This window comes from Paracidobacterium acidisoli, assembly GCF_003428625.2.
GTDB lineage: Bacteria > Acidobacteriota > Terriglobia > Terriglobales > Acidobacteriaceae > Paracidobacterium > Paracidobacterium acidisoli.
Map to the genome: position 1 here is coordinate 582,747 of NZ_QVQT02000004.1, position 18,980 is coordinate 601,726.

Consider the following 18,980-nt stretch of genomic DNA (forward strand, 5'->3'; position numbering starts at 1 on the left):
CTGGTTAATCGTTGCCCGCTTCTGCAGGATGCAGCACGCGGAAGGTCTGGCCGCCGCCGGACCACACCAGCACCAGAGCATCCTGTCCATCCTGTATGCCCGACAGTGCGCCGGCGATTTCCGCCGCAGAGTGCATCGGCTTGCGGTTTACCTGTTCGATCACGTCGCCTGCCTGCAGTCCCGCATTGTCCGCCGGACTACCTGACTTCACGTTTTCGATCACCGCTCCGTATACATTGGCCGGAAGCTGCATCTGTTCCCGCAGCGCAGGCGTCAGGTCGCCCAGTCCAATGCCCCAGCGTGCTTTGCCATGCTGCTCTCCGGAAGCCTGCGCTCCCGATGAGCCTTTCATCGACTGCAGAGTGACCGAAATCGACATCGGCTTGCCATCGCGAACAACCTGCAGATGAATCGTGTCGCCGGGCTGTTTCTGTCCGACCTCCATCTGCAGCTCACCGGCATCGGTAACGGGCTTGCCGTCCAGCTCCGTGATCACGTCTCCCGTTTTGAGCCCGGCTTTATCGCCCGGCGCGTCGGCGCTGACATCGGTCACCACGGCACCGGTGGCCTTTTGCACGTCGAAGAACTTCGCGTTATCCGGTGTTACATCCGAGATCGAGATGCCGATAAAGCCATGATCGACCTTGCCATACTGAATCAGCTTCTCCACCGTCGGCTGCACAATCTCACTGGGAATGGCAAAACCCATGCCCGAGAAGGTGCCGGAAGGCGAGATCAGGAAGGTATTGATACCGATCAGCTCACCGCGTGCATTCACCAGCGCACCGCCCGAGTTCCCCGGATTGATCGCCGCATCGGTCTGGATGAACTCACCCGGCTTGCGGCGATCGGCCTCCGGATTCGGCCGGTGCAGCGCGCTGACAATGCCGCGCGTGACCGTGAAACTGAATCCATAGGGATTGCCGAATGCCAGCACTGTCTGTCCCGGCTTCAGTGCCGTCGAGTCTCCCCACGGAACACTGGGTAAATCAGTGCCATTGATCTTGATCACCGCCAGATCGGTCAGCGGGTCGGCTCCGATCAGCTTTGCCGGATAAATACGGCGATCGGTCATCGTCACCCGAATGTCTGTGGCTCCCTTGATCACGTGATTATTGGTCACGATGTAGCCGTTCGGCGAAATAATTACGCCGCTGCCCAGCCCATGCTCAATCTCCGGCCCGCGCTGCTGCGGTGTATTGAAAAATTGTCCGAAGGGAAGACCAAAAAACTGCTGCATCTGCTGTTGCTGTTGTTCCTGCTGCTGCTGATCGTCGTCCGTCGATTGCGGACCAACCTTTGAAGTGACAGTCACGTTCACCACCGCCGGTCGCACCCGCGCCGTCAGAGCCTCCATGGCCTGATCGAGCGAGAGCAAAGGACCCACGCTGCTGCTGTCCAGCGGTGGCGCGGCTGCCTCCAGGGCCGACGCAGTTGCCGCGGCATGCGCCGGCCCGGCAAATTTATAGGCAGCCACCGAAACGATTACTCCGGCTACTACAACCGGCACAACGAGGCGCCGCGTTAATGCTGATTTCCAGCTCCACTTCTGTCGTTCCATCTGTATTCTCCTCTTTAAACTAAAGAATTAGTTTTTCCATTCAAAAAAAATGCCTGCCGGGCTCAGATCGTGCTGGCGATCAGGCCCTCCTGCAGAATGCCTCTGTCGGGATTGATAAGGATCACCCTCCACAGGCGAACTCCGCGGCCGGAATCATCCACCCGGACATACTGCGTCTCCTGCATAAAGACCAGTGTTTGCGGAGGCGGAGCGGCATTCCGTCTGGTCTTCGTGGCTACAACCAGAGCTTTACCAGCTCCAGGAACAGTTGCAGAAGCAGCGAGCTTCGCGGCGTAAGCAGGGCGCCTCACCACCGTTTGCTTCGATTCCGCCTGGTCATCGGGATGAAAGACGAGAGGCGTTGCCTGTATCCGCGCTTTCCGGATGTTCAGTGAAGCCGGAACAACGGCGTGAACCGGCATCGTGTTCAGATCAACCGAACCGGCTGAATAACTGGCGGTCATCGTTCCCGAAGTCTTCGCCGGAGCAAAGACAATCAGCCGCGGCGTGCAGAGCAAAAGGGCGAGACCGGATGCCGAGAGCACTCCGGCCATACCCAGCGCCGGCTTCCAGATGCGTGTTGTGCCGGGACGCTTCGGCGCCAGAATCTGCGCAATCCGCAGGGACGCTTCACGAGCGCGATGCACAGCGGCCTGCGCCATAACCCACTTGTGCCGTGCGCAGCTCTTTTCCAGCAGTGAGATCAGGCACCCCGCATAGGCCCGCGCATTGCCGGTCTCAGCCAGCACCGCATCGTCGCAGGCCATCTCCCGTTCCAGCGAGAGCTTCGCATCGATCCACCAGACAGCAGGATGAAAGAAGAAGACCGCGCGCACCAGCTTCTGCAGAAGGTTCGTCCAGTCATCCCTGCGCTGCAGATGCGCGAACTCATGCAGCAGAATGGATTTCAGCTCACCGGAGGAAAGCTCATGCAGGGCCCACTCGGGAAGCACAATCATTGGCTTGCGGAAGCCGATCGCCGCCGGTACCCGAACCAGCTCTGAAACGGTAATACCGACCGGCCTCAGCCGCTGGCCTGCCTCGATCCGGTCCGGTGAGCTCATGGCCGCGACAATATCCTGCAGCGACGTATCCATCAGCGCGCCATCGAGTGTCCTGCAGCTTTTGCGGATCACGCGAACACGCCACAAACCGGCTGCCAGCAGGATCAGTGCGCCACAGGTGATGCACGCCCACAGGCCGAAGAGGATGGCTCCCCAGAAATCCGGAACCGTCAGAAATCTGCTGCCTGCGTGGGCAGCTCCTGAAACGCCTGCGGCAGCCAGCAGAGAGTGCCTGTTACCGGGTCCATCGAGAAATGGAAGAGCTGCGATTGCCAGCAGGGTGGTGAACCAGACGGCAAACCGTGTTCCCGCATTGCGGCGTCCCACCACGCGCAGCAGCAGCCAGGCGAAGAAGGCGATCAGCAATCCTTCCGGCAGGCAGTTCAGGGCCCGCTCCACGCAGGTTTGCGCAACGAGTTGGAAAAGGGGCCAGCTCACTGGTCTTTTCCCTCATGCAGGCGGCTGTCCTGTATCGGATGCGGGTTGGAAGATCCATCGCGATCCAGCATCTCCCGCAAACGGGCGATCTCTTCCGCTGCAATGCCGCGGTCCTCGAGAATATTCAGCAGCAGCGCATCATGCGAGTTTTGGAAGAAGCGCCCGACAAGGTGCCGAATTTCAGAGCGCGTTGCTTCCATCTGCTGTACCAGGGGCAGATAAACGTGGGCACGTCCGTCTTTGGAGTGTCCGACGTAGCCCTTTTTTTCGAGAATACGGATCGTGGTGAGAACCGTGTTGTAGGCCAGCGCCGGCTTCTGCATCAGGCAATCGAGAATCTGCTGTACGGTCCCCGGCCCTTTCTCCCAGAGGATCTGCATGATGCGAAGCTCGGCTTCTGTGAGCGTTCCTGAAGGCCTGCGCGGCATCTCCGATCCTCCTTCCACTCTTTGGACGTTCCGGTTTTTTAAATGTAACTAATTTTTTAGTTGTCGTCGAGCGCGTCCGATCTTCCACAACAATCAGGGTTTTGACAGCAAAGTGACAGACCAGAGAAAAGCCACGTTTAACCATCGGCCGCCGTCGACCGTCAGATGGGTGGAAGCTCAGATGGGTGGAAGCATGGATATGCGCACACCGTGCCGTCCTTTTGTGTCACGCTGACAAGACACGCCTCTCGAACCCTGCAATCGGAACGACCGCCGTTTACAGGTTTATCGCTGAAAGGAAAAGCATGGCCACGGGATCACCCCGCGCAAAAGCAGTCGTCTGGATCGCAGTTCTCCTGTGCATCGTGTTCATCGGCATCCAGTTCATCCGGCCCGCAATCGAGAATCCGCCGGTGACGGCCGAGATTCAGGCACCGCCTGCAGTGAAGCAGATTCTGCGCAGCTCCTGCTATAACTGCCACTCCGACGAGACAAAGCTGCCCTGGTATGACCAGGTGGCGCCCGCATACTGGCTGGCGGAGAGAGATGTGGAGAAGGGGCGAATGGCCCTCAACTTCTCCGAAATTGGAGAGTTGTCGGCCGCTCAGCAGAAGGGCCTCCTCTTTGAGGCCATCAATCAGATTCAGCTTGGCGTGATGCCGCTGCCCGCGTACCGGGCCATTCATCCCGGATCGGCGGTAACGCCGGAGCAGCTTGAGATTCTGCGGGCCTATCTCCATCCGCCGGCGCCGAAACAGGCCGCTCCCCAGGCGCAGGTACAGGCCGCGGATGCACAGTATGAAGCATGGCAGCATGCCGCGAATGCCATTCCCGCAGTACAGCCGGAGCCCAACGGCATCGCATTTATTCCCGACTATAAAAACTGGAGAGTCATCAGCAGTACCGACCGCTTCGACAATCACACTATGCGCGAAATTCTCGGCAATGAAATCGCCATCAAAGCCATCGCCGAACACCGGATCAATCCCTGGCCCGACGGCACAGTCTTTGCCAAAGTGGCGTGGGCGCAGCAGCCGGATGCCCAGGGCATATCGCACACCGGTGCCTTCGTGCAGGTGGAGCTCATGATTCGCGATCAGAAAAAATATGCTGCCACCAAAGGCTGGGGATGGGGCCGCTGGCGCGGAGCCGATCTCAAGCCTTATGGCCGCGATGCCTCCTTTGCCCATGAGTGCGTCGACTGCCATAAACCAGTCCGGAAGAATGACTATGTGTACACTGCTCCGCTTGCCGGGCAGGGAACAGGAGGCCAGCAGTGAGAGCGCCGATGAAATGCACAGGTCTTCTCTGCGCGGGGCTGCTGGTCATTGCCGCTGGGTGTTCAGGCGCCAACTCCCGCGTGGCAACGCATATCAATCAGGAAGCAGCTCTGACCGGCAATCTGCCGTATAACCCGCTGGCGTGGAAGGTCATCACCTCCTGGATCGACGAGCAGAACGGCACCATGTCCACGCTCTTTGGTAACGATGCCGCCGTGCAGTATGCCAGGAATAATTCCGGCCATGACTATCCCTCCGGCGCTGTCCTCGCTGCCGTCACCTGGAGCCAGCAGGAAGATCCGCGCTGGTTCGGCGCAGGCATTCCGTCATCGCCAAAATCAGTGGAGTTTGTCTCGGTGATCAAAGGCGCCGATCAGAAGCCATCCTGGTCTTATGAAAAATATGAGGGCTCGCCCCTGAAGGAGTCGTCAAAAGCGGAAGCATCTGTCCCAGGTGACCGTGCCGCCTGGCTGCTGGCGCAGCGGGCAGCTGTTATGCCGTAATCCGTCCGGCCTTGCTCAGAGTCGGATATTGATCAGCCCCGCTTCGCTTCCAGCCGCATTGCCGGGCGAGATGGTCGATGTCTGCGGCGCGCGCCAGTGATCGATGTAAGACACCTGATGCACGCAGCTGACGGTACAGTGCGGAGCGCAGGTCTTTTCGGTCAGAAACTCGCGCTTCACATCGGCTTTGGTATATTCGGCCAGCGGTACGCCCGGAAAACCTCGCTGCTGCGAACAGTAATGCACCAGACCGTTCTCGCAGATATACAGATACCGCGAGCCGGCGCGGCAGCGCCAGTCATTCGGCATGCCATTCGCGATCGCTTCCTGGAAGTGGTTGAATCGCGAATAGTTTTTCTTATTCCAGGAGCGCATCTCGTCCCACACGGCGCGCTCTTCGTCGCCGAGAGGCTTCAGCTGGCCGTCCCCGTCGTGAATGATCCCAATGGTCGAAGTGAAGCCCAGTTCCATGGCGCGCCGTCCGATCGTGAGCGCATCCTGTGGGTCCTTGATGCCTCCGCCGACGACCGAGTTAATGTTGACGTGGAAATCGGCATACTCCGCCAGAAACTGCAGCTTTTTGTCGAGAACCTTCAGGCTCTTCTTCGACACTTCATCAGGCTGCACATTGTCGATCGAGATCTGCATATGATCGAGCCCGGCCCTGTTCAGCCGCTCGATCCGGTCCGGCATCAGCAGATAGCCGTTCGTAATCATCCCCGCCAGCGCTCCTGTGTGGCGGATGCGGCGGATGATGTCGTCCAGCTCCGGATGCAGCAGAGGCTCGCCGCCGGAGATGGTGATGATGCTGGTGCCCAGACGCCCCAGATGGTCGATCCGGCGCAGCATCTCATCGAGCGGTACCGGCTTTGAGACATCGTCGTACTCGTTGCAGTAAGCGCAGGAGAGGTTGCACCGCCGCATGGGCACAATCTGTGCCATGACCGGATGCCGCGTCGAGGCCAGAGCGTGGCCCACCAGCGCCAGCTCCCGCACTTTGCGCGAGGCGGCCTTCAGTCGGCGTACCGGGGTTTGTTTGCGGGCTGCAGGCATACGAATACGAGGGCAAATCCCTCAGACTCTATTGAATCACATGCGGTTATTCCCCGCGAGCCGTCAGGAATGAACGGGGCGATACAGCGGCTGAATGGGATGCAGGCCCTCCCAACCGGAGCCGAATGGTCAAATATTAATTCCAGCAATCAGTTCCTGGGCCTGAATCAGCCCTTCTTCCTCAGCTGGCCCGCCGTCATGGTCACGGTCTGCTCTCTGCGATTGCGAACAACGGTCACCTGGATGAGTTTGCCGCGATTCTCATGCAGGGCCTTCATCCACTGGGAGTGGGTGGCGATATTTTTGCCGTTGACGCGAGTGATGACATCGCCGGCCTTCAGCCCGGCGGCAGAGGCGGGGCTGTTGTCTTCCACCCGGTGCACCAGCAGGCCGGAGCCGTCATGCACGCCAAAGTATTCCGCAAGCTGGGTACCGATCGGATCAAGCTCGAGACCGACATAAAGTGGGTCGATGTGGAATGAGCCCAGAAAACCGCGGCTGCCGGGCAGCGACGCTCCGGAGGATGCGGCATAGGTCGAATCCGATCCGGCCCAGGTGGAGGTGGCTGCCGGCGTCGCCGAATCATCTTCCTGATCCGGAACCGGGTAAGCATGCGGCCACGCGTCGGCCTCGATCTGGTCGCGGTCGCCCAGCTGCACGGAGACCGTCTGCTGCTGTCCGTCACGGCTGATAAGCAGCGTAATCGTCCGGCCCGGAGGAGAGTCATGCAGGATATGGCCGAACTGAGCCTCGCTCTCCACCGGCTGGCCATTGATCTGCAGAATCACGTCGTGCACCCGCAGGCCGGCCTTGCCGGCTGGCGCGTCATGATCCACCGTAACGATCTCGGCGCCGTGTGTGTCCTTCAGTTTGAGCGCGGCTATCCGGTCGGTGCCGACATCGCGAGTATCGATGCCCAGATATCCCTGGGCAGCATGCGAGATCAGAAACAGCGGGGTGTTCGGATCGACAGGAATATGCTGCGCTCCCGCACAGGCAGGTACCAGTGCCAGAAAGATACCCGGAAGGGCAAGCAGCGCGAATTCCTGAATGGGCCTCGGAAGATGCTTCATGGTGGAACCTCAGTGCTGCCATTTCTAATGACGGCAGGCATCAGACGAATGTCACCACGCGGTCACTGAATCTGTGGGATCTGATCCAGAACCTGACGTGAAACGATACGTATTTGCGGATTGTCGTCCTCGAGGGAGACGGCATGCAATACCTGACGTACGCTGCTGTCGCCCTCGACGGGCTCAATAAGGGTGATCGCCTGGGTACGGATTCGCGGGTCGCTGTCGTTCAGCAGCGATTCCAGAATGGCGTCGCGCACCTGCATATCATCGGCAATATAGGGCTGCAGGCCATTCAGCGCCTTCAGCCGGACCACCGCGTTGCGGTCGGTGCGAAGCGCCAGCATCAGCGCGTTGCGAATCGGTCCGCCGCTGCACTGGTGCCCGGCCCGGCATTCATCGGCCAGCAGGCTAACGGAATCGCCGCGGACGTCGGGATTCACGCGGTTCTGCGTGCCGACCAGCAGCAGACGGCGAATCTGCGGATCGTCGAGCGATCCGTGGATCGTCTCAGGAACCAGCCGGTTGTAATGTACTTCGACCTGCTCCGAATCCGGCTGCTGCACAATGCCGCTGACGCTGGCAATCAGCCCGGGGGTATCGGAGCTCTGCGGAGGAGCGCTCAGGATAAGCCGGGCCTCTTCGGAATCGTGAACATGAACTCCGGCGCAATAACCGGCATAGATGCCCACGGCTGTACCGAAGAGGAGAAGCGCCGAAGCCATCACAGGAACCGCGCTCAGGCGTGCCAGCGCCTGCTGGAATCTTTGCCACACGCGCAGCAGCCAGCTGCCGTGGGGCATCGCATCGAGCGCCTCTTCCAGACGAATGCGAGTGCGGGCAAGCAGATTGGGGGAGGGCTCGGCGACGGTAAGCAGAGACATCGCCTTTTGCAGAGCCTGGAGCGCCTCCAGTTCGCGGCTGCACTCCTCGCAGCCGCCAAGGTGCTGCTGAAGCTGATGCGCCTGATCGTCAGACAGCTCTCCGTAAACCGACAGTGCTGCGTATTCCTGAGCCAGTTCACACTTCATGGCTTTGCCCTGACCTCACTGAACCTCAAAAAAGTGCTTCCGGATAAATCGCCGTCAGCGTATTTCCGCCAGATTTGCTCTTAACTTCTTTGTCGCCCGGAAGAGCGTATTCTTGGCGGTCTCTTCCGTGGTGTGCAGCATTTCCCCGATCGTTCTCAGCTTGAGCCCCTGATAGTGCTTCAGCTCAAAGACCATTCGTTCCCGCGGTGTAAGGTGATCGAGCGCCTCACGAATGCGTGTTCCCAGAAACTGCCGCTCCAGCTCGCGGTCCGGATTGGCCCCCGCCCGCTCGTCCGACACATTGCTGAGCAGGTCCATCTCCTCGCCCGACGAGTCGATCATCACTGCCTGGTCTTCGCGGCGCGACTTGCGCCGGCGCAGATGATCGAGACAGAGATTGGTGACGATGCGGTAGATCCAGGTGTAAAACGAGCACTCGAACCGGAAATTGCCCAGATATCGCCAGGCCTTGAGAAAGGCCTCCTGGTGAATGTCCTGGGCGTCCTGCTCCGATCCGGTCAGATGCAGAGCCAGCCGCAGCACCGCCTGATTATATTGACGCACGAGAGCGTCAAAGGCTGTGCGCGATCCTGCCTGGGCCTCGCGAATCAGGTCGGTCTCGGATACACGCTCCCGCGCCTGAGAAAGCATACGCTGGGAGGATTGTATTCCTGACGCGCCGCGGGAAAGAATACGGAGGGCATCAGTCGACATAGGTCTCCACTGGCTTACGACCCGGTTATTCGTCCGGCAATCGTATATAAACAGACGTTAAAATCGGCAATTTGTTAGCAGAAGATGCGGATTTTTCCAGTCTCGCGGTGCGGCAGCGTCCCGCGATGCACATGCAGATGCCCTACACTCACTGCATGACACGGCAACAGGAGAGTGGCCATCTGTGGCCGGAGAAGCAGAAGACAGAAGATACGCCTTCCGGCGAAGCGAAGACGGACGAGATGATCACCGCCTGTTGCGATGGCGGTTCCAGAGGAAACCCCGGCCCTGCCGGCTACGGCGTCCTTGTTCAGGATACCCAGGGCAAAACCCTCGCCGAGCTCAGTGAATTCCTCGGTCGGAAAACCAACAACTTCGCCGAATACTCCGGTCTTTTGGCTGCGCTCGACTTCGCGCTCTCCGAAGGGCATGCGCGGCTGCGTGTGATCTCCGATTCGGAGCTGATGGTCAAACAGATCAAGGGTCAGTACCGGGTGAACAGCCCGGAGCTGCGGCCGCTCTACGACGAAGCGAGGCGCCGGATCGCGCAGTTGAAGGGGTTTCAGATTCAGCACGTGCTGCGCGAGAAGAACCGGAGGGCCGATCAGCTGGCCAATCAGGCAATGGACCGAGGCACCGGCCGGGCAACCGCCGCCGCCCCTGATCATGCGAAGCGCTCATCAGTTGCCCCTGTTGCAGATCGGTCGGGCGAGAAGCCGAAGACGCTCAGCGGCTTCGTCAAGGGTGGGGTGGTTCATCTGCTCGACGGCGAGCTGCCCGACGGAGTCTTTGTGAAAATCATTCGCGACCATGCATGAAACCGCTCCGGCCTGCCGAAAAGCAGAGTATCCGGGGCTGATTCCTCTCTGAACATTTCAGGATAATTTCGCGGTTACAAATGCCGCATACCGTGACCTATACTGCCAGTGGGCCGCTCATTGCGCGGCCGAAGCGGCGGAGAGAGTTCCACGGATGCCGCAGTGTGGTGCCACCTGATGTCAAAACACGCATTGCAGCGAAAGAACAGCGGCGCGCCGGTTATCCCCGACAAGCTGTACTTTCGCATTGGCGAAGTAGCAAAGCTCTGTGGAGTGGAAGCCTATGTGCTGCGCTTCTGGGAATCGGAGTTTCCGCAGCTCCGGCCCAATAAAAGCGGTACCGGCCAGCGTCTCTACCGTAAGCGCGATGTGGAGCTGGCTTTGCGCATCCGGCAGCTTCTGCACCAGGAGGGATACACCATTGCCGGCGCCCGCCAGGTGTTTACCCAGGCTGCCCAGTCCGCGCGAGAGGATAAAAAAGCCTCGCCGCAGACGGAGCTTGCCCTTCCTCAGGATGGCGCAGCGCGGGTGACCGCAACGCAGGCAAAACTGCGGCAGCTGCGCAGCGAGCTGCGGGATCTGCTGGGAATGCTGTCTTCACCGCCTGTGGTCTCGCAGAGCCCCGTGCGGCGTATGTCAAAGCCGCGGGCAATCCGTACCGAACGGCCTAACCTTTTTGAATAGGTTGTGACTCAGCGCGTCGCCGCCATATCGATTTCAATGCTGCCGCGCGTCATAAACCGTTCTACCGCCTGCATGACGCAGCCCTGGCCGCACAGGTGATACAGGTCTGAATTGCGGCTTTCGGCGGCGTTCCAGGGAAGCAGCGTAAAGCGAAATCCCGGCTGGCCCTCGTCGTAGCAGGGAACGTCGCCCAGCATCGCCATCCACCAGTGGTTGGCCTCGCCCTTCTTCTTGCCGCAGATATCGCAGGTAAATGAAACGTCCCAGACCATGGTGGGTGCCTCCAGGAAGACAGGTAGAACTACATTAGCGCAGTTTTGCGGCAAACCGCATCCAAATAACTCTCAGGGAGAATGCTGAATGGTTCCCCGCCATGTTCGGATGAATTCTCTGTTACTCCGATTTGGAGGAGCCTCGCATGATTTGCCCGAATTGCTATGGATCAGAATTCCGCCTGTCGCACTTTCGCTGGCGCGACCTCGAGCGGCTCGCAGTGCTTCAGTATCCCATTCGCTGCCGTCATTGCCAGGAGCGTACCTACGGTGGTTTTCTGCTGGCGCTGTATCTCCTGCAGGTGCGCCGCCATCACCGTAAACATCCTTCGCATACGGAATAGCAGGATCTCGTCATGACGCGGAGGAGAATCGGCCGCGCATGCCCCAGAGAACGGCTTTCTCGTCTGCTTCCCTCCGCCATCCGTCACGCGCATCTCGCTGTATGGATGCAAAGAAAATTTCTGTGCCCTCCGAAACGACGCGATAACCGGAATAGCTCGTCCGATAATGAACGAAGAGAAGATATTTTCCCGCGAATTCGCAGCAAGGCAGATAGATGACTCTGGAAAATAGGGCATCGGAAGCGCATTCTTCGGATTGCTGCCATTTAGCAATGCTTGTATATGAGATGCGTTCCCGTGTCGTGGATTTACGTTGATAACGATCGCTTCTTACTGCAGTCCAAAAAATATAAGCGATGATCAGAGTACAGAACCTTACCAAAAGGTACGCGCGCGCCACTGCGGTGGATCAGATTTCATTTGCTGTGGAAAAAGGCCAGATCGTCGGATTTCTCGGCCCAAATGGAGCGGGAAAGACCACAACCATGCGTATGCTGACGTGCTTCCTGCCGCCATCGGCGGGCACAGCGACCATCGCAGGCTTCGATGTGCTGGAGCAGCCCTTCGAGGTGAAAAAGCGCATTGGATATCTTCCTGAGTCGCCGCCCATATATCCCGAGATGGAGACAGTCGAGTATCTGCGCTTCGTCGGCCGGTTGAAGGGACTCTCGGGGGCCATGCTGGAAGAGCGTATCAATTATGTCTGTGATCGCTGCTTTGTCGCTGATGTTAAGACGAAGTTACTTGGCAAGTTGTCCAAAGGTTATCGTCAGCGTGTGGGCCTGGCCCAGGCCATCATCCACAATCCCGATGTGCTGATTCTCGACGAACCCACAGCCGGCCTCGATCCCAAACAGATCAACGAAACGCGCGATCTGATCAAAAGCCTTGCAGGCGATCACACCATCATTCTCAGCACGCATATCCTTCCTGAGGTGGAACAGACCTGCGAGCAGGTTGTCATCATCAACAAAGGAAAGCTTGTCGCGACCGACTCCGTGCGCAATCTGCAGGAGCGCGCTCGCGGCGCAGAGACCATCCTGATCGAGGTTGCTCCGCGCGCCAGCGCGCCCGATGCCTCTCTCACGTTGCAGATACAGCAGCGTCTGGAGCGCATTCCCGGCGTCAGTCGCGTCGTCTGCAGAGAGCCGAGCGGTCCGGATATGGTGTTTGAGGCCGAAAGCCAGCACGGACAGCTGATCCGCGGCGATCTGGCGCGGGCCGTTGTCGAATCGGGCTGGGATCTCAACGAGCTTCGGCCTGCTTCCATGAGCCTCGAGGAGATATTCCTGCAGCTCACCGGAAGTGAAACTCACTCAGAGCCCGATAAAACTCCTGCGCCCCAGAGAATTCCCGCCAGCGAGCCGAATGCATGAGAAATACCTGGACGATCTGCCGTAAGGAGCTGCGCAGCTATTTTGTGTCGCCGGTCGCATATCTGCTGCTGGCGATGTTCAGCCTGATCTTTGGTTTTTTCTTCTGGAACGCGCTTGGTTATTTTGTGATCGAAGGCATCGAGATGCAGATGCGCGGCCAGGCGATCCCCATGAACATCAACGAGCAGATCATCCGTCCTCTGCTCTCGAACGCCAGCGTCCTCGGCCTCTTCTTCATTCCCATGATCACCATGCGCCTCTTCGCTGAGGAGAAGCGCACCGGAACCATCGAGCTGCTGACGACTTCTCCGGTGCGTGACCTCGAGATCGTCCTCGGCAAATGGTCTGCCGCGCTCATTCTCTACGCATGTCTGCTCTTGTTCACCGCGCTCAACTTTTCATTCCTTTTTCTCTACGGCAATCCCGACTGGAAGCCGCTTGCCGTCGGTTATCTTGGGCTTCTTCTCCAGGCAGGCGGACTGCTCGCCATTGGAACATTTATTTCCACGCTGACGAAGAATCAGATCATCGCCGGCGCGGCTACTTTCGGTGTCTGCCTGCTGTTGTGGGTGCTGGAATGGGTGAGCGGCTATGAGTCGGCCACATGGGCAACCGTTCTCGCCTATCTTTCGGTGATCACGCATTTTGACTCGTTCGGCAGAGGTGTGATCGAGATCAAAGACACTGTCTTCTATTTCACTCTGATCTTCCTGGGGCTCTTCTTCACGTCGCGTTCCATGGAATCGCTGCGGTGGAGGTCGTAGATGGCGGGTCAGTGGCTGAAGGCAAGACAGACAAAGTATGCAACCTATGCGGCGGCATACATCCTGATTGTGCTGGCTGTCGCAGTCGTCGTGAATGTGCTGGCAAATCGCTACAACAAGTCATACGACACGACCTCGAACAAGCGGTACAGTCTCTCGGATCAGACCAAAAAGATTGTAAAGGGCCTGAAGCAGGATGCGACCATCCTCTACTTCAATCAGAGCACTCGCTTTCAGGAGGGCCGCGATCTGCTCGCCGAGTACTCTGACCTTTCCCCCCGCGTTCATGTTCAGTACGTCGACCCCGACAAAGAGCCTCAGCTCGCACGCGCCGACAATATCCGCGATCTCGGCACTGCGGTCGTGCAGATCGGTAAAAAAAAGGAAGCCGCGCAGAGCATGACGGAAGAGGGCATCACAGGAGCCTTTATCCGTGATCTCAAAAGCGGCACCCGCACCGTCTGTTTCCTGACCGGCAGTGGTGAGCATCCGATCGACGGCAGCGACCGCGATGGTCTCTCCCGTCTTAAAGCCCTCCTGACGGGTGAAAGTTATGAAACGCAGAGCGTCGATCTGCTGACGAAGGCTCAGGTGCCGGGCGATTGCACCGTGCTTGTGATCGCCGGCCCCACGCACGATTATCAGCAGCCGGAAGTAAATGCGATTCAGACCTATGTCGAAGCTGGCGGACGCGCCATGTTCCTGCTCGATCCGCCCATCGGTTCCGGAGCCTCCGCCATCGCGGCCAACGATGCGCTTACGGCCCTGCTGCAGGGCTGGGGTGTGATCGTAGACAAGGATCTGATTCTCGATCTCAACCCTATCGGGCAGATCGCCGGTCTCGGCCCACAGGTTCCCCTGGTCACCAGTTACAGCTCGCAGCCCATCGTGAGCGGCATGCGCGGAACGGCAACCGGCTTTCCGCTCTCGCGATCACTTGATATCAAAGACACGGCCAAAACCAGCATTCAGAAGCTCTTCAGCTCGTCTGACAGCAGCCTCGCGACCGCCGATCTGGCTGCAAGCTCAGTCAATGTGAATGACCCGAAGAATAAAAAAGGGCCATTCACCCTCGCGGCGGCGGGAACCTGGGACACCGGCAAGCCGAACGAGCAGGGACGATTCGTGGTGGTCGGCAGCTCATCGTGGGCCGCGAATCGCTTCATCGACTTCAACGGCAACAGCGACCTCGCGCTGAATGCAGTGAACTGGCTCTCCTCCGACGAAGACCTGATCTCGATCCGGCCCAAGCCGCAGGACGACCGGCGCATCACAATGACCCGCGCTCAGCTCGGCATCGTGCGCGCCACCAGCCAGTTCGTGCTGCCGCTCATCGTCATCCTCATCGGCATTCTTGTGTGGTGGAGGAGAAGGTAAGAGAACGCTCGACGAGCTTCAGGAGATATCCGGAAAAGCGTTATGAAACTCCGCAGTCTGATGGTTGCAGCATTGGTTCTCCTGATCCTTGCAGGAGTCCTTTACTGGTCTGGCCACCATAAATCTTCCACGGCGAACGTGAGTGCTGCCGCCGATGCAGCGCCGGCCATTCTCCATCTCAGCGAGCCCGATATCACACAGCTCACCGTGGCCAGAAAGGGTTCTGCGCCGGTCATCCTGGAGAAGACCGGCTCCGGCTCCTGGCAGATCACTGCGCCGAAGCAGATGCGCGCCGATCAGACCAACGTCTCCGGCATCCTCAATACCGTCTCTTCACTCGATTCCGAGCGGGTGGTCGAAAACAAGGCCGGTGATCTTTCCTCATTCGGGCTCAGCCAGCCCTCTCTTGAAATAGACATCGGTGAGAAGAACCATACGACCCAAAAGCTGCTGCTGGGCGATGACACCCCGACCGGCAGTGCCGTCTATGCCATGGTCGAAGGCGATCCCAGAGTCTTTACAACCTACAGCTATTACAAAAACAGTCTCGACAAGGGGCTGGACGATCTGCGCGACAAGCGATTGCTGACCGCGGATTCCGACAAGATCACCCGGATCGAGCTCATCCGCAAAAATATGGATGTCACCTTCGATCGTGGCAAAGATGGCTGGCAGATCGTGAAGCCGGAGCCTCTCCGTGCCGACAACTCGCAGGTGCAGCAGCTTGTCAGCGGCCTGACCGGAGCGACGATGGATCTGAATGGAGCGCACAGCAAAGACGCAGCCGCACTCTTCGCCGCCGCGCAGCCCATCGCAATCGCGAAGGTCACCGATGACACGGGTACGGAGACTCTGGAGGTTCGGGAGAGCAAAGGCCAGTATTATGCAAAATCGAGTGCCGTCGAAGGCGTGTACGAAACCGGCTCCGATACCGGAAGCGCGCTCGACAGGAGCGAAGACGACTTCCGCAACCACAGGCTCTTCGACTTCGACTACGACGAGCCCAATCGCGTAGAGGTGCGCAGCGGCGCAGACTCCTGGCTCTTTACCCGCAATGGCGGCGAGTGGTGGTCGGCCGGAAAGCAGATGAACGCAGACGATATCGAATCGCTGGTCTCGAAGCTGCGCGACCTGTCTGCAGGCAGTTTTGTCAGCTCCGGCTTTACCGCGCCCGGAATAGAAATAACCGTCACCTCGAACGAAGGCAAACGCGTCGAAATCGTACAAATAGCAAAGGCCGCTCATGAGTGCATTGCCCGCCGGCAGAATGAGCCGTCGCTCTATCGCCTCGATGCAGGCATAGTCGATGACCTGACGAAAGCCGCCGCCGCCATCCAGCCCGCAAAAAAATAAACATAAAGAAATAAGTACCCGGGTGTCCCGTTCCTTGCATCGGCTGTGAAGAATGAAAGGTATGGTAGGCTGACGAATATCCCACTCAGGAGGCGTGTCATGAGCAACGATAAATTCGAACAGCTGCCTTCCTTTCGAGCGAAGCAGTAAGCGCCGCAAAGGCTTCCCTTCAGAAACCAAAGTAAAACGCGGGCTCCGCGTCGTTAACGGCGACAAAGAACTCCGGGAAAAGCTAGGCCGGAACGATTTGTGTCCATGCGGTTCCGGCAGGAGCTTTCAAGCGATGCTGTCTCCGATCCGGTCGATATGACGGGGCGGTACGTAACTACTTTTTTCCGCGAATAACCGGGTGTGGTCCATGTCCGTTCGTCGGACATGGGCCACACGCTCTCATCGCTATATCCTGTACACAGGAGAGCACCCGTGTACAGGCCGAAGGCATTCGTTGTCGATGATCTCGCTACCCTCCACGCCGACATCCGCAGTGGCGGTCTGGCAACGCTGGTCTCTGTAACGGGAAGCGGCCTGGTCGCAACACATCTTCCGCTGCTTTTACGCGAATCCGACGGCCCCTTCGGGACCCTCCTCGGCCACATCTCGCTCGCCAACACCCAGTGGAAAGAGACGGACTCCGGCATCGAAGCCCTCGCCATCTTCACTGGTCCCGAAACCTATGTCACCCCTAACTGGTACGCCGCAAAGCAGGAGACGGGCCGCGTCGTCCCCACCTGGAATTACGCCGCGATTCACGCCTGGGGCCGTCCCGTATTCTTTCAGGACGCGGATCGTCTGCGCGATCTGGTCACGCAGCTTACAGACAAATTCGAAGCCGGCTTTCCCGCCCCCTGGCGCGTTGCCGACGCTCCGGAAAATTACATCGAGTCGCAGCTGAAAGCCATCGTTGGCTTTGAAATGCGGATCACCCGCATCGAGGGCAAGCGGAAGTTCAATCAAAACCGCTCCGCTGAAGACCGTCAGGGAGTGATTCGGGGGCTGCGCGAGCTGGGCGCCCAGGGAGATACGCGCAAAACCGAGGTAGCCGACCTGATGGAAAATATCGAATCCGAGCCCCCGGCCGGATACTGAGCCGGATCGGATCGCGCCCGGAAGTAGCCCACAGTTACAGGAAAAACAGTTAAACTAGCCCTTCCAGCCGAATTTCATCTCAACGGAAGCGCCTTGTCAGAACAAACAGCGAAAAAGACGCCGGTGACCTATGCTGATGCCGGAGTGAATATCTCCAGCGGCGACCGCGCCAAGCAGCGCATTAAGTATCTTGCGCAGAAGACCTTTAACCGCAATGTGCTCAGCGAGATCGGCGGTTTTGGCGGGCTTTTCCGGCTTGACGGCAAGTACCAGCAGCCTGTCCTCGTCTCCAGCGCCGACGGTGTCGGCACCAAGCTGAAAATCGCCTTCGAGCTTGGCATTCATCACACCGTAGGTGCGGATCTGGTGAATCACTGCGTGAATGATATTGCGGTGCAGGGCGCGAAACCGCTGTTTTTCCTCGATTATCTGGCGACCGGCAGGCTGGACCACGAAGTCACCGAAAAGATCGTCAGCGGCCTCTCCGATGCCTGCCGCGCCAACGGCTGCGCGCTCATAGGCGGCGAGACAGCGCAAATGCCAGGCTTCTATGCCGATGGGGAATATGATCTCGCCGGCTTCATCGTAGGCGTTGTGGAGCGCGAAAAGCTCATTACCGGAGAAAACATCCATATCGGCGACGTACTCATCGCCTTCCCCTCCACCGGCCTCCATACAAATGGATATTCTCTGGCTCGCAAGCTCTTCTTCGAGGTTGCCGAGTATAAGGCCGGCCAGTACATCAATGCCCTGCAGGACAAAGCCGGCGCGGCGCTGATGAAGACCCACCGCAGCTACCTCAATCTCATTAAAAAGCTCACCGCAGGTGATTACACGACCGGTATGGCGCACATAACCGGCGGTGGAGTCACCGAAAATCTGCCCCGTATCCTGCCCCGGGGTATGGCGGCACAGGTAGAGCTGGGAAGCTGGCCGGTACTGCCCATCTTCGAGCACCTGCGTGAGCTGGGCAATGTGGATCAGGATGAAATGCTGCGGACCTTCAATATGGGGATCGGCCTCATCGCTGCTGTTCCCGCCGAGAAATTCAAGCGCACCAAATCCATGCTCGACCGCGCGGGCGAAAAATTCCATGTCATCGGTCGCATTGTCAAAGGTGAGCGCAAGGTCGTTTACGTCTGATGAAGCGCCTGGGCATTCTTTTCTCCGGTCGCGGCTCCAACTTCCTCGCCATCGCCGACAGCATCGCAGCCGGAAAGCTCCTCGGCTGCGAGATCGCCGTGGTGATCTCGAACAAAGCCGATGCTCCGGGCCTCGCTGCTGCCCGTGACCGCGGCCTCGCTGCCGTCGCCATCGAAGCTCAGGGCCGCAAACGCGCCGAGCACGATGCAACCATCGTCGCCTGCCTGCGCGAGCATCATGTCGATCTGATCTGTCTTGCCGGATACATGCGGCTGCTCTCGCCCGAATTCGTGCAGGCCTTCCCGCAGCGCATTCTCAACATCCATCCGTCTCTGCTGCCCGCCTTCCCCGGTCTCGACGCGCAGCACCAGGCCTTCGATTACGGCGTTCAGGTTGCCGGCTGCACCGTTCACTTCGTCGACGAGCAGCTCGACCATGGCGTCATCGTCCTGCAGAAGACAGTCCCCGTCCTCGAAGACGACGACGCACAAACGCTTTCCGCCCGCATCCTCGAGCAGGAACACCTCGCCTACAGCGAAGCCATCGCCCGGGTGATCTCAGGCGACTATGAATTTGCCGGTCGACGCTACGTTCGGAAACCATAGCGCTGAATTCCAT

At 58.9% G+C, this 18,980-nt stretch carries 21 protein-coding genes; 12 read left to right on the forward strand and 9 right to left on the reverse strand.

All coding sequences use genetic code 11. The features are described 5' to 3' along the window. Window positions 1–4 precede the first annotated feature (4 nt). From D0Y96_RS13575 to D0Y96_RS13585, 3 genes are all read right to left on the reverse strand, one after another. Window positions 5–1,561: a Do family serine endopeptidase gene (locus tag D0Y96_RS13575; RefSeq protein WP_117300737.1), complete on the reverse strand. Its 1,557-nt coding sequence runs from the start codon at window positions 1,559–1,561 to the stop codon at window positions 5–7. Between the two features lie 62 nt (window positions 1,562–1,623). Then, complete coding sequence (locus D0Y96_RS13580; RefSeq protein WP_117300739.1) at window positions 1,624–3,063, reverse strand: M56 family metallopeptidase; 1,440 nt, start codon at window positions 3,061–3,063, stop codon at window positions 1,624–1,626. After that, window positions 3,060–3,491 carry a BlaI/MecI/CopY family transcriptional regulator gene (locus tag D0Y96_RS13585; protein WP_117300741.1) on the reverse strand — a complete coding sequence of 144 codons (432 nt, stop codon included), beginning with the start codon at window positions 3,489–3,491 and terminating at the stop codon, window positions 3,060–3,062. Before D0Y96_RS13585 ends, D0Y96_RS13580 begins: the two co-directional genes overlap by 4 nt. A gap of 305 nt (window positions 3,492–3,796) precedes the next feature. Between D0Y96_RS13585 and D0Y96_RS13590 the strand changes: the two genes are divergently transcribed. Further along, complete coding sequence (locus D0Y96_RS13590; RefSeq protein ID WP_117300743.1) at window positions 3,797–4,771, forward strand: heme-binding domain-containing protein; 975 nt, start codon at window positions 3,797–3,799, stop codon at window positions 4,769–4,771. Window positions 4,772–4,779: 8 nt separating this feature from the next. After that, the gene (locus D0Y96_RS13595) at window positions 4,780–5,274 is read left to right on the forward strand and encodes a cytochrome P460 family protein (RefSeq protein ID WP_117300745.1); all 495 of its coding nucleotides are present in this window, start codon (window positions 4,780–4,782) and stop codon (window positions 5,272–5,274) included. Between the two features lie 15 nt (window positions 5,275–5,289). Here the strand turns inward: D0Y96_RS13595 and D0Y96_RS13600 are convergent, their stop codons facing one another. From D0Y96_RS13600 to D0Y96_RS13615, 4 genes are all read right to left on the reverse strand, one after another. Then, on the reverse strand, window positions 5,290–6,327 hold the full coding sequence (locus D0Y96_RS13600; protein ID WP_117300747.1) for a radical SAM protein: 1,038 nt from the start codon (window positions 6,325–6,327) through the stop codon (window positions 5,290–5,292). Window positions 6,328–6,494: 167 nt separating this feature from the next. After that, window positions 6,495–7,400, reverse strand: a complete 906-nt coding sequence (locus tag D0Y96_RS13605; protein ID WP_117300749.1) for a PDZ domain-containing protein — start codon at window positions 7,398–7,400, stop codon at window positions 6,495–6,497. Window positions 7,401–7,462: 62 nt separating this feature from the next. Next, window positions 7,463–8,431 (reverse strand): HEAT repeat domain-containing protein, encoded by a 969-nt coding sequence (locus D0Y96_RS13610; RefSeq protein ID WP_117300751.1) that lies wholly within the window; start codon window positions 8,429–8,431, stop codon window positions 7,463–7,465. A 54-nt stretch (window positions 8,432–8,485) separates the two neighbouring features. Continuing rightward, a complete protein-coding gene (locus tag D0Y96_RS13615; protein WP_252263750.1) occupies window positions 8,486–9,082 on the reverse strand; it encodes an RNA polymerase sigma factor in 597 nt (198 codons plus the stop codon). Window positions 9,083–9,300: 218 nt separating this feature from the next. Between D0Y96_RS13615 and D0Y96_RS13620 the strand changes: the two genes are divergently transcribed. Further along, window positions 9,301–9,963, forward strand: coding sequence for a ribonuclease HI family protein (locus D0Y96_RS13620; protein ID WP_117301084.1), 663 nt, complete (start codon window positions 9,301–9,303; stop codon window positions 9,961–9,963). 177 nt (window positions 9,964–10,140) lie between these two features. Continuing rightward, on the forward strand, window positions 10,141–10,647 hold the full coding sequence (locus D0Y96_RS13625) for a MerR family transcriptional regulator (protein WP_117300755.1): 507 nt from the start codon (window positions 10,141–10,143) through the stop codon (window positions 10,645–10,647). Between the two features lie 8 nt (window positions 10,648–10,655). On the opposite strand, the gene D0Y96_RS13630 is transcribed toward D0Y96_RS13625, so the two are convergent. Next, a complete protein-coding gene (locus D0Y96_RS13630) occupies window positions 10,656–10,919 on the reverse strand; it encodes a hypothetical protein (protein ID WP_117300757.1) in 264 nt (87 codons plus the stop codon). A gap of 170 nt (window positions 10,920–11,089) precedes the next feature. Continuing rightward, window positions 11,090–11,500, reverse strand: a complete 411-nt coding sequence (locus tag D0Y96_RS13635; protein WP_147325065.1) for a hypothetical protein — start codon at window positions 11,498–11,500, stop codon at window positions 11,090–11,092. A gap of 119 nt (window positions 11,501–11,619) precedes the next feature. Between D0Y96_RS13635 and D0Y96_RS13640 the strand changes: the two genes are divergently transcribed. From D0Y96_RS13640 to purN, 8 genes are all read left to right on the forward strand, one after another. Further along, window positions 11,620–12,639: an ABC transporter ATP-binding protein gene (locus D0Y96_RS13640; RefSeq protein ID WP_117300761.1), complete on the forward strand. Its 1,020-nt coding sequence runs from the start codon at window positions 11,620–11,622 to the stop codon at window positions 12,637–12,639. Next, a complete protein-coding gene (locus D0Y96_RS13645; RefSeq protein WP_117300763.1) occupies window positions 12,636–13,403 on the forward strand; it encodes an ABC transporter permease in 768 nt (255 codons plus the stop codon). Before D0Y96_RS13640 ends, D0Y96_RS13645 begins: the two co-directional genes overlap by 4 nt. Next, window positions 13,404–14,780, forward strand: a complete 1,377-nt coding sequence (locus D0Y96_RS13650) for a GldG family protein (RefSeq protein ID WP_117300765.1) — start codon at window positions 13,404–13,406, stop codon at window positions 14,778–14,780. A 42-nt stretch (window positions 14,781–14,822) separates the two neighbouring features. Continuing rightward, window positions 14,823–16,133 carry a DUF4340 domain-containing protein gene (locus D0Y96_RS13655; RefSeq protein WP_117300767.1) on the forward strand — a complete coding sequence of 437 codons (1,311 nt, stop codon included), beginning with the start codon at window positions 14,823–14,825 and terminating at the stop codon, window positions 16,131–16,133. Window positions 16,134–16,242: 109 nt separating this feature from the next. Then, window positions 16,243–16,443 (forward strand): SEC-C metal-binding domain-containing protein, encoded by a 201-nt coding sequence (locus D0Y96_RS20770; protein ID WP_117301086.1) that lies wholly within the window; start codon window positions 16,243–16,245, stop codon window positions 16,441–16,443. Between the two features lie 113 nt (window positions 16,444–16,556). Beyond that, the gene (locus D0Y96_RS13665) at window positions 16,557–17,219 is read left to right on the forward strand and encodes an FMN-binding negative transcriptional regulator (protein ID WP_117300769.1); all 663 of its coding nucleotides are present in this window, start codon (window positions 16,557–16,559) and stop codon (window positions 17,217–17,219) included. 93 nt (window positions 17,220–17,312) lie between these two features. Next, entirely contained in the window at window positions 17,313–18,362 is a 1,050-nt protein-coding gene (purM, locus tag D0Y96_RS13670) for a phosphoribosylformylglycinamidine cyclo-ligase (protein ID WP_117300771.1), read from the forward strand. Beyond that, window positions 18,362–18,967, forward strand: a complete 606-nt coding sequence (purN, locus tag D0Y96_RS13675; protein WP_117300774.1) for a phosphoribosylglycinamide formyltransferase — start codon at window positions 18,362–18,364, stop codon at window positions 18,965–18,967. The genes purM and purN overlap by 1 nt, the downstream gene beginning before the upstream one ends. Window positions 18,968–18,980: the final 13 nt, after the last annotated feature.